Raw genomic sequence first — 11050 nt, 5'->3', positions numbered from 1 at the left:
ACCACCTGAACAAGGATCAGATTCTCGAACGGTATCTGAACATAGCGTACTTCGGGGACGGCGCCTACGGTGTGCAGACCGCGGCGAAACATTACTTCAACGTGGACGTGAGTCAGCTCACCCTCCCGCAGGCGGCAGTGCTGGCCGGCCTGGTGAAGAATCCCACGGCCTACAATCCGGTGCTGCATCCGCAGGCTGCGACCGTCCGCCGTGACATCGTCCTGGATCGTATGCACGAACTCGGCCATCTCAGCGACGGCCAACTGAGCGAAACCCGGGCAATGCCCTTGAAGCTGAACCGCCCGCCCCAGGCGGTAGACCCCTGCCAGCTGTCGTCGGTTCCGTTCTTCTGTGCCTATGTCCGGCGCACCCTGCTCGCGGACGACCGGTTCGGCGCGACCCGGGCGGACCGTGAGCGGTTGCTGTTCGAAGGCGGTCTGACGATCCGTACCACGCTCAATCCGGTTGCCCAGGCCGCTGCGCAGAACGCCGTGACCGGGGTTCTGCCGCCGGGTAACCGGGTCGCCGCGGGTGTGGCGATGATTCAGCCTGGTACCGGAAAGGTGCTGGCGCTGGCCGTCAACCGGGTCTACGGACCGTCCTCGGACGGGCTGGCGCCGGATCGGACCACCGACTTCACCCACACAAAGCAGATCATTCCGCTCGAGGAGACCTCGTTCTCACCGGGGTCGACCTTCAAGGTCTTCACCCTGGCGGCGGCCATTGAGAAGGGGATGCCGCTGGGCACGACGTATTACTCGCCGGCCTGCTATCACTCGAATGTCTTCAACAATCCTCGGGCAGAGGGGAGCACGCGGGCGAGCCCCGCGGACTGCTTCGGCAACGCCGACCCCACCGAGGCCGGTCTGTACTCGATGACGACGGCAACCTGGCATTCGGTGAACACCTACTACATCCAGCTCGCGGAGAATGTCGGCATCCAGAACACCGCCGAGATGGCGCGCAGGCTCGGTGTGACGTCGTGCCGGGTGCAGGATCAGGTGCCGACTGTCAGGCAGAGCTGCCCGGCCGGCGGTATCGGATCGCGCGACGGTTCGGCGGTTCTCGGTTCGAACGAGATCTCCACGATGGACCTGGCGACCGCCTACGCCACGCTCGCAGCTCGTGGCGTCCGCTGCGATCCACAACCATTTGAATCGATTACTCAGCGGGTCGGAGGTACGGACCGGCCGGTCACCTACACGACGCCCCAGGCGTGCCGCCAGGTGCTCGCGCCGGACGTTGCGGACAAGGTCACCTCGGTACTGGAGGGGGTCATCCTGCACGGGACCGGAGCGAAAAACGCGCAGATCGGCAGACCTGCGGCCGGCAAGACCGGGACGGCGCAGGGCTTCAGTACCGCGTCGTTCGCCGGCTACATCCCGCAGCTCTCCGTCGCGGTGACCCTCGCGGACCCACGGTCGCCCACGACCTACCCGCTGCGCAACGTGCAGGGCCTCAACCAGGTCTACGGCGGTGACCTGCCCGCCGCGGCGTGGGCGAGAACCATGCGCGGCACGATCGACGGGCTCAACCTGCCGGTCGCGGCCATGCCCGCTCCCGACGACAGCGAACCCAATCCACCCAAGGAGATGCTGCCCGATGTCGTCGGTCAGAACGTTCTTCTGGCGCGGGTGCTGTTGACCGCGCAGGGTTTCCGGGTGACGGTCCAGCAGGTCGACAACCCGGCGGCGGCGGGTACGGTGCTGGCGATGAATCCGTCGGGCGGCCAGGATGTCGAGGCTGGCTCGAACGTGGTGCTGATGGTCTCGCAGGGTCCTGACTCCCAGCCCCGATCGGACGGCGGCGCAACCTCAACCCTGTCGCCGGGCGCGGCGACGGTGCCCACTCAACAGCCCGCGACGGTGACTCCGAGCCCGACGCGCAGGCGAGGCAAGAGCCTCTTCGACGTGTTCAGCGGGAACTGAGGTGTTCAGCGGGACGGACGTGTTCAGCGGGGACCGACGTGTGGCCCGATCGTGTCAGGAGGTCAGCCGGGCACGGACCAGGGCGGACACCCGGGATCCGTCCGCTCGCCCGGCCACCTCGGACTGCACAGCCTTCATCGCGGCACCCATCGCCTGCTGGCCGGAGAGGTCCTGCGCGGCGAGCACTCTCTCGATGATCAGAGTGAGCTCGTCGTCGCTCAACTGCTGGGGAAGGTAGCCGGCGAGGATCTCGCCCTCGTTCCGCTCCTGTTCGGCCTGGGCCGCACGCCCGGCTGCGGCGAACGCGTCCGCGGCTTCGCGCCGCTTGCGGACCTCGCGGGTGAGCACCTTCGCAACGTCGGCGTCGGACAGCTCCCGTGCGCTGCGACCGGCTACCTCCTCGTCCTTCACCGCGGCCATGGCCATCCGTAGGGTGGAGGTACGCAGCGCGTCCCGGGCCTTCATCGACGTGGTGAGATCCGCCCGCAGGCGATCCTTGAGTTCGCTCACGCGACCTGACCCTAACGCCTCCCGGGCGCCCTGGTGTTCACGATCGTCAGGCTGCCCGTGGCCGTCTGCCCGCGTGGCGCGGCGCGGAGAACGCCTGCAATGGGCGGAACCTGGGCCACACTGGTCCAATGACGAGTGTGCGACGGTTCTCCTCGGGGACGCTGCGAAGGGCCGCCGGGCGTGCGGCCACCGGGCTTGGCGTAGCAGGTGCGGTGAGCCTTGCCTACGCCGCAGGCTATGAGCGGACTGCCTACACGCTGCGCCGTCTGGTGGTGCCGGCGCTTGCTGACGGGGCCGGCCCGTTGCGCATTTTGCACATTTCCGACCTGCATATCACCCCCAAGCAGCGCGGAAAACTTGCGTGGATCTCGGACCTGGCCCGGCTGATGCCCGATCTCGTGGCCCTGACCGGTGACGTGCTGTCGCATCCGGATTCAGCGGAGCCGACCCTGGCGGCACTGTCCTCGATGTTCGGCTTTCCCGGTGTGTTCGTACCGGGGAACAACGATTATTTCGTGCCGACGCTGAAGAGCCCGCATCACTACTTTTCGTCGAAGGACGACACCATGCCGAAGGGGCCTCCGCTGAACTGGGCGGCGTTCGCCAAGACCCTGGCGGCCGACAGCGGATGGATCGACCTCACCAACTACCGGACTGTGATGCGCGTCGCCGGACGGCGGATCGACGTGCGTGGCGTCGACGACGCCAGGTTGTGCAGGGACGATGTGCCTTCAGTGCTCGGTGCCCGGGACGACGCCGATGTCGATCTGCGGCTGGGGCTGTCACACACTCCGGAGCCGCGGGTTCTGGACGCCTACACCGCCGACGGGGTGGCGCTGACCCTCTCGGGCCACACCCACGGCGGCCAGATCCGGGTGCCGTTCGCCGGGGCGCTGGTGACCAACTGCGGCATCGACCGGGCCCGTGTGCGCGGACTCTCCCGGTACGAGGCGGGCGGGCGGACGTCGTGGCTGCACGTGTCCGCTGGCCTGGGGACCTCGCCGTTCGCGCCGATTCGCTTCGCCTGCCGACCTGAGGCTACTTTGATCAGCCTCACCGCCGCGGCCTGAGCGCTGCCCGCTGCCCGGGGCCGCTGCCCGGGGCCGCTGCCCGTGCCCGTGCCCGTCGGTGGATCAGGTAGACTTCGTGATGGTCGCGGGGTGTGGCGCAGCTTGGTAGCGCGCTTCGTTCGGGACGAAGAGGTCGTGGGTTCGAATCCCGCCACCCCGACCCAGGTCAGGGGCATGATCCGAACTTTGGGATCGCGCCCCTGACGCATGTACAGCAGCGAAGTACAGCAGTAGCCTTTATCGATCAAGGCTTTCACTCAGTCGGTTCAACGCCTCCCGCGTTTTCGCGGACGACGCCTGCGCGTAGATCTCCATGGTGACGTCAATGTTCGCGTGCCTCAGGACACGCATGATCACCCGCGGGTGCACATCGAGATCCACCAGCAGAGACGCGCAGGTACTCCGCGCGTCGTGCACCGTGATCCGCGGCACGCCCGCCTTGCTCACCCGCAGCGCGAACGCCCGATCGAACGTCCGCGGTTCTACCGGCGTGCCGTAGCGACCGGTGATGAACAGGCCCGACTCTTGCCAGGCGTTCTCCGCGGCTTCCCGGTCGGCCGCCCGCTGCTTCTGCCTCTCCCCAATGGCCGTATGGCAGATCAGCGGCAGGGGCAGCGTCGCATCCGATCCTTCCGTCTTCGTCTCACGGTGCAGGAGCTGCCCGCGGACCCGCTGAAGCTGCCATTCGATGGCGAGTTCCTCCATGTCATCGCCGTCGACGTTCGGCAGGCCCAGCACCTCACCCTTGCGGAGGCCGAGCATGACGATCAGGACGTACGCTGCGTAGTACCGATCACCGCGGGCCGGCTCCAGGAAGATCCGTGCCTCATCCGTGGTCCATGCCTTCCGTCGCCGTGACCGGAATTTCGGGATCTTGACCAGGCCCGCGACGTTCCTCGACACCAGCTCCTCACGGCCAGCGTGTGCCAGGGCCGACCGCAGCACCGCGCGGGTGTCCTTGAGCGTCCGTGCGGACAAGACCTACATATCTGCTATGTCACATTGTTCATTCGGGCTATAACCTGGTCCGGCTCGTCCAACCAGAACGCCTGACCTTCAGCTGTCACAGTCATGCCGAAGCGCATGCTATCCGGGCATCCGCGCTGAATCCACCAGCTGTAGGCGGCTTCAAGATCCTCCCACAAGCGTCTTGGCCCTTCATGGCACACTGCGTGCTCATCGACCCCCGATGTGACGGTGGCCCAGGATCCAGAGGCATGATGCGACAGTAGAAGGATCGTGCTTCCGTCTCCTTCTCTGCGTTCCCCGGTCACCCAACCAGGAAGTCTGATACCGAGCGCGAATCCGGCGTCGAACGTAATGAACGGTTCACGGGGAAATTGTCTCGTTGTGGTGATGTCGGCCCCGTCCTCGTCCCATATTCGCCACAATGCCGGGTCGTCATACTGATTACGGAGGCGCATGAAAGCTGCACCCCCGTGAAAACGGCCTTGAGCGGTGCCGTTGCCGTTGACCGTCAGGCGCAGGAACGCCCCGCGGCTGAAACTACCGATCAGTGGAAGCACGATTCGGCCACCGGGTCGGGTTTGTTCAACCCACGGATAGGGGACCTTGACCGCGCTGGCGGTGGCTATCACCCGGTCGAAAGGTGCCCGTTCCGCGTACCCGAGCGCACCGTCACCGGTGACAACCGTCACGGGATACCCTGTCCGGCCCAGCGCCTGCCGGGCGTGTTCGGCGATCGTCGGATCGACCTCGATTGTCGTAACGTGCCCGGTCCTGGTCTTCTCGGCGAGTAGGGCCGCGTTGTAGCCGGTGCCAGACCCGATCTCCAGAATGGTCATGCCGTCCCGCACGTCGAGCAGGTCGAGCATCTCGTTCATCACTGATGGTGCACTGCTGGAACTGCTGGGGACGATGCCCTTGCCGTCGCACAGATCCCCGTCGTCGGTTTGGGTGATGACCGGGCCGTCGCCATTGACAATCTTCAGCCATGAATCGGGGTCGTCGGTGCGACGCAGGGGGACCATCCATCCGTCGTCACGCCTGATCCAGATCATATCTGGTATGAAATCCTCGCGTTTCATGCCTTTCCAGACCCATTGCACACCGGGCATGTCACGGTTTCCGCGCTCCCGCTGCCGTCCTTGCCGTCGCCGGTCACCACCACCGTGCCCCTGCCTCCACACCGTGGACAAGTCGGTGGGGGCCCAGAGTGCTTCGCCATGTTGTCGCCTCCCTGCCGGCAGAGCCCGCCAGGATAATCCCATTCAGGTGGCGTGACATGTCAAGCACTTAGTGTGTCGGGGTGGTCGTTCCCTACGATCATCCGGCTTCGAGCCGAGGTCCGAAGCGCCATGCTTCGTTCCACGTCCTCCGAACGGGCCGGCCGGCTGCCTGTGATTGCGGCGCCGGCCGAGCCGGCCGCGACAGGGTGACCAACTGGATGACGGTGCCGTCGGATGACAGCGGACGAGCGCGGACGTTGGCGCACACCGTCGCAGGGTTCAACGCATGAAGGACCACGGTAGGACCACAACATCATTGCTTCGGGACGAAGAGGTCGTGGGTTCGAATCCCGCCACCCCGACCAGCTGTTCTCGCAGGTTATGGACCCTCCGGTGGAGGGTCTTCCTCGTTTTCGGGGTCCGGCTCAGGCTCGGAAGTCGGCGAAAAGTCAGCAGGGCCTGAGCCCCCTTTCTTGATCGATGATCATCGTGGCGAGCGCTCCTCGTGGCGGCACTCCTGACGATGTGAATCTGATGCTGTTCCAGCAGCATGAGATTCACATCCTCCGACCAACCGACCGGGCTGACATCCCACGCGGATGACTTTCGAGATCAGTCGACGACGACGTTGTCGCCGTCGAGGCGCAGCGGCAGGCGGGTCAGCGGGAACGGCGCCGGGCCACCGAGGACCGCCCCGCTCGAGGCCGAGTAGAACGCGCCGTGGCAGGGGCAGGCGAACTGCTGGTCAGAGGTTTGGAAGCTCACGGCACATCCGGCATGGGTGCACACGGCCGAAAACGCGGCGAATCCACCTGCCGGTAGGTGGACGAGCCAGGCCGGCTCCCCGGAACGGGGGTTGGTGAAGCTCTTCGCCGATCCCTGATCGATCTCGTCCGTCCGCGCGACAACTGTGCCGCCGACGTTGTCGTCGGGTGCCGCCGCTACCGTTGGATGGGAAACTGTACGCCCACCGATCACCCGGCCTAGCCAGGCGGTCAGGCCAGCGGTGCCCAGAGCGCCCAGCGCTGCGAGGCCGGTCACCGCACCCTGACGCAGCAGCGCGCGGCGCCGAGCGTCGTGACCGCGCACCTGGATGAGCCAGGCGTCCACCGACAGCACCCCGGCGCTGCCCACCGCGGTGAACGGCAACCACATGACGCCGAAGACGATGTCCGAGCCGTAGTAGTACGGCCGCGTATGCCAGCTGACTGTGAGCAGGAATATCAGGGAGAAGACGGTGCCCGCGACGGCGGCGAGCCGGGCCCACAGGCCGATGAGGGTCCCGATGCCAACGGCGACCTCGCCTATTGCGATCAGGATTCCGACGGTGTCCAGATACGGTTGGGCCAGGCCGAGAAGTGCTCCGATCGGGCTGGAATGGACGAAGGACCCGATCTGTCGATGGACCGACGTCGGCGATGCCGGGTCGAGGTAGGCGGGGTCGGCGAGTTTCTGCAGTCCGGCGAAGGTGAACGTGACGCCGAGAAACACCCGCAACGGCAGCAGCAGCCAGCCCGGCTCGGTGAGTCGGCTCCGCCGGTTGCCGCCCGCGTTCGTGGCGTTGTCCATGCTCTTCACGGTCGGTGCAGGCTACCCGTGGTGCCCATCCGCAGGGCCGCAGGGTATGCGATCATGGCTCGCGTCGCGTGCCCCGAGGATCCGGGGGACCCGAACCACCCGTCCGGGCGAATCGCCTTCGAACGCCTTCGAACGCCTTCGAACGCCTTCGAACGCCTTCGAACATCGTTGAACACCGTTGAACGACTGCGAAGGACTCCGACGTGATGTCAGCGCATCCTCGTGGTGGTCGTCACCTGTCAATCGTGGATGGGTCGGTGTCGACCGATTCACTGTCGGGTTCCATCGTCGTTGTGGATCGGCGCTGGAGCCCGGCTGTGATCGCACTGACGAAGATTCGTGCGATCACGCCGATGGCGACGAGGTCGCCCAGCATCTGAATCATTGCTATGATCCGGGCCGCCTCGGTCCGGGGCGCGATGTCGCCGAATCCGACCGTGCTGAACACGGTGATCGTGAAATACAGTGCGTCCGTACGGGTCAACGGCTCCGTGAAGGCGGCTGCCTGTTCCCGGGCGAGCAGGAAGTACGTGGTTGCGAAGAGCAGTAGAAACAGTGGCAGGGACGCGGCGATGGACTCCACGGCACGCAGTCTTGGGTAGGGGGCGTGGGCGATCTGCCAGACCTGAATGCTGATCACAGTGGTGAACACGACCAGACCGACGGCCACCCGGACGGCTGCGCCGGCGCTGGTGCCGGGCGGGCGGTCCAGCGGCAGCAGGTAGTAGAGCACGACCAGCACTGTCGTGGTCAGTAACGCACGCAGGGTGGAGTGCAGGATGATCCGACGGCGTCGCGCCGGCCGCCGAGCCTCGTGCCGTGCGTTCGTGCCTGTGCCCCGTGGCTCCGGTGGGATCACGGGTGTGCACGGCCGGTGGTGCTATCGCCGGTGGTGCTATCGCCGGTGGTGCTATCGCCGGTGGTGCTATCGCCGGTGGTGCCACGGATCGTGGTGCCATGGATCGCAGCCGAACCGGCGTACGTCAGGTCCCGGGCCGACTCGGGGACGTACGTTTGCGGTCCGCAGCCTCGCAGGCGCCGCGCGGCGCGTGCCGTCGCGGCGAGGAGCTGTGGTTCTCGCCGGCGCCGCGCGGCGAACAGGTCCGGAGGTTCATCGGCGTGCCGTTCGCGGATGTCGGCGAAGCGTCGTGCCACGGACATGATCTCACCGGTTGGTCCCGCGGTCATGTCCGCGTAGGCGAGCGCGTCCGTGACAGATCCGTCCTCCCGTGGAAACTCATCGAGAGCGTCGAGCAGCCCGCGTGGTTGCGCGAGCAGCCGTGCTTCGGAGTGATGCGCGACCAGCGCGGCAAGCCGCATCGGTGCGCCGGCCCGGATGAGGTGGAGCGCGCCGTCAAGTGGATGAAAGCCCGAATCGATCAGCAGTGGGGAGTAGCCGATGTCGTGCAGCCAGGCCGCGGAGACGAGCAGGCCCCGGTCGGACGACGCGACAGTGGACGCGATCTCGTCTGCCTGGGCCGCCACCGTCGCAGAGTGTGCCCAGCGGGCCGGCAGCGGTGCCAGGAGCAGGTAGGCGATCGAACGGGCGGTGGCGATCGTCGCGTCGGACCGGTGCGGTGGCGACGAGATGGAGCTGCCGTGCCGGTGGCCGTTGCCGGTGAGATCGGTGCTGGAGTCGGTCACAGGGTCCTCCGTGTCCGGGGATCACGGCGGCGCCCAGGCCGCAGCCTGGGTGCTGGATTCTGGGCAACGGCAAGCTGCCGGGCCTGGGAGCGGTATGCCCGTCCAGGCTCGTCCCATCACCCAACAGGCCGGCTCATTCTGGCCGCGTCGGTCCCGGCAGAGAAGATCATATCGAGAAGTCGGTACAGCTACCTGCAGATGTTATGACTCGTTCATTCCGATATTTTACGATTTGCGAGTGACAACCGGTCGTGCCCGCTCCCGCCGCGGTCCCGGTGGCTTGGAGAAACTCGGAGAATCGGGCGGTTGCGGCGCACATGAGAACGGACCGCATCTGAACGGCCGACATCTGAACGGCCGACATCTGAACGGCCGACATCTGAACGGCCGGCCTGTGGACGTCGCTCCTCCAGCCGGCGCCGCGCGGCATCTCGATCTCCAGGATGCGCAGCAGCCACTCGGTGTCACGACCGGAAGGCGGCTGACCGCGAGGTGGGCAGCGCGTGACGCCGTTCCTTACATCCCGGGTCCCGATCGTATCTTTTGCGATTTTGACGCCGTGGTGGGTTCCGGTCCGCCGTGGGGACGGCGCTAAGGGCGCGATTCGCCGTGGCCGTGGCTCGGCGGATCGCGTGACGTTCGAGCCAGTCGCTGACGGTGGCACCGACTGCGTGGATACCGGTTGCATCGTTGTCGCCGCAGGCTTTGACGTCGTGGCGGACGGAGATCTGGGTGCTGAGGTTGTTGGTGCGCTGGATGCGGTGGTGGGTGGCGGCTGTGCCGGGGTGGTGGCCACCGGCGGCGGTGCGCTCGTCTGGGTCGCCTCGGGTGGGGTCGGCGATGGCCTGGGCGGTGACTGCGCCGGGCTCGTGGTGGCCGGGGCTGGTGCGGGCGCCTGCGTGGGCTCCGGCTGGATCGACGTGGCCGGCTGCCGCGGCGACGTCCTGTCGATGTTCGCAGCGTTGGGCACGTTCGCCGCGTTGGGCGCAGGTGCCACCGGCTCGGCGGCCGGCGGTGACGGGACGCCCGCCGGTTGCATCGATGACATGCCCTCGCCGGCTACCGACGGCGCGTTCACCGGTGGTCTGGCGGAGTCCATCGGCCGGCTGGACGTCCACAACCCCGCAACGGTTGGAGGGATCATGCCGCCGCTCGGGACGGGCTTGCCCGCGGGCGCCGGGATGGCGCCACTGGCGCCCGTGCTGGTACCGGGAGCGACTCGCAGTGCCACGGCGACCACCAGTCCGGCGCTGATACCCAGCGCGATCCCCGCGGCAACGGTGACCAGCGCCAGCTGCCAACGGCGCGCGGGAGTGGTGACGCGGCCGGCCGCGGCGGTCCCGGCGCCAGGTGGACTGTGCGTGGCGGCCCCTCGGCCCACTCGGCGGCCCACTCGGCGGGCTACCCGGTCGGCCGCGGCGGGGTTCCCCGCGCGATCGGCCGGCGGCACCTCCGGTGTCAGTGGCACGGTTGACGTCGCAGGCACGGCTGACATCGCAGGCACGGCCGGTGTCCCAGGTAGGGCAGCTACCGCCGGAACCGTCGGTACGGGAATCGCCACCGGTAGCGGTGTAGGCGTCGACGGTGGTGGCGTCGACGGTGGTGGCGGCGGCGTGATCAGGACATGCCGGGTGACCTGATCCGCGAGATCGACGCTGTCCACATAATTGCGGACCACACCGGTGACCAGTTCGACGGCGGTGGGTCGCCGGCCCGGATCTCTGTTGAGTGCACGTCGTGTCAACGGTGCCAGGCCATCGGGAATGCCGCTGAGGTCGGGTTCTTCCCGCAGCATGCGAAGCGCGGAGGCGGTGGGTGTGTCCGCCGCGAAGGGGTGGCGCCCGGTCGCGGCGAACACGATGCACATACCCCAGGAAAAGATGTCGGCGGCGGGCCCGGCCCGTTCGCCGCGCAGCTGCTCCGGTGCCATCCAGGCGACGGTCCCGATGACGTGACCGGTCTGGGTGTGCTCGGTTGTGTCGACGGCATGGGCGATTCCGAAGTCGATGACCTTCGGGCCATCCCAGGCCAGCAGGATGTTCGACGGTTTCAGATCACGATGCACAAGCCCGGCCCCGTGGACGGCGACGAGAGCGTCGGCCAGGCCGGTGGCGAGGTTGACCAGTGTGGA

The 11050-nt window shown here is 67.1% G+C and carries 9 protein-coding genes, 1 tRNA gene and 1 pseudogene; 4 read left to right on the top strand and 7 right to left on the bottom strand.

Annotated elements, in window-relative coordinates; all coding sequences use genetic code 11:
• Nucleotides 1-1928 (top strand): transglycosylase domain-containing protein (locus tag U9977_RS03465; protein ID WP_322747689.1); only part of this gene is annotated, 1928 nt, incomplete at its 5' end.
• A gap of 54 nt (nt 1929-1982) precedes the next feature.
• On the opposite strand, the gene U9977_RS03460 is transcribed toward U9977_RS03465, so the two are convergent.
• A complete protein-coding gene (locus U9977_RS03460; protein WP_322747688.1) occupies nt 1983-2438 on the bottom strand; it encodes a GatB/YqeY domain-containing protein in 456 nt (151 codons plus the stop codon).
• Nucleotides 2439-2566: 128 nt separating this feature from the next.
• On the opposite strand from U9977_RS03460, the gene U9977_RS03455 reads away from it, so the two are divergent.
• Nucleotides 2567-3508 (top strand): metallophosphoesterase, encoded by a 942-nt coding sequence (locus U9977_RS03455; protein ID WP_322747687.1) that lies wholly within the window; start codon nt 2567-2569, stop codon nt 3506-3508.
• A gap of 86 nt (nt 3509-3594) precedes the next feature.
• A tRNA-Pro gene (locus U9977_RS03450) sits at nt 3595-3668 on the top strand.
• Nucleotides 3669-3745: 77 nt separating this feature from the next.
• Here the strand turns inward: U9977_RS03450 and U9977_RS03445 are convergent.
• The 5 genes from U9977_RS03445 to U9977_RS03425 form a co-directional block, all read right to left on the bottom strand.
• Complete coding sequence (locus U9977_RS03445) at nt 3746-4486, bottom strand: site-specific integrase (protein ID WP_322747686.1); 741 nt, start codon at nt 4484-4486, stop codon at nt 3746-3748.
• Nucleotides 4487-4500: 14 nt separating this feature from the next.
• Entirely contained in the window at nt 4501-5499 is a 999-nt protein-coding gene (locus U9977_RS03440) for a methyltransferase domain-containing protein (RefSeq protein WP_322747685.1), read from the bottom strand.
• Nucleotides 5500-6309: 810 nt separating this feature from the next.
• On the bottom strand, nt 6310-7266 hold the full coding sequence (locus U9977_RS03435; protein ID WP_322747684.1) for a TQO small subunit DoxD: 957 nt from the start codon (nt 7264-7266) through the stop codon (nt 6310-6312).
• A 241-nt stretch (nt 7267-7507) separates the two neighbouring features.
• Nucleotides 7508-8134, bottom strand: a complete 627-nt coding sequence (locus U9977_RS03430; RefSeq protein ID WP_322747683.1) for a potassium channel family protein — start codon at nt 8132-8134, stop codon at nt 7508-7510.
• Nucleotides 8131-8919, bottom strand: a complete 789-nt coding sequence (locus U9977_RS03425) for an HD domain-containing protein (protein WP_322747682.1) — start codon at nt 8917-8919, stop codon at nt 8131-8133. The genes U9977_RS03430 and U9977_RS03425 overlap by 4 nt, the downstream gene beginning before the upstream one ends.
• Before the next feature lie 632 nt (nt 8920-9551).
• Between U9977_RS03425 and U9977_RS03420 the strand changes: the two genes are divergently transcribed.
• Complete coding sequence (locus U9977_RS03420; protein ID WP_322747715.1) at nt 9552-10559, top strand: hypothetical protein; 1008 nt, start codon at nt 9552-9554, stop codon at nt 10557-10559.
• Between the two features lie 104 nt (nt 10560-10663).
• Here the strand turns inward: U9977_RS03420 and U9977_RS03415 are convergent.
• A pseudogene (locus tag U9977_RS03415) lies at nt 10664-11023 on the bottom strand (serine/threonine-protein kinase); the annotation flags it as partial.
• Nucleotides 11024-11050: the final 27 nt, after the last annotated feature.

Source organism: Protofrankia sp. Cas8, from assembly GCF_963555845.1.
Taxonomy (GTDB): Bacteria; Actinomycetota; Actinomycetes; order Frankiales; family Frankiaceae; genus Protofrankia.
The sequence above is the reverse complement of the archived record's forward strand: the minus strand, read 5'-3'. Positions and strand labels throughout refer to the sequence as shown.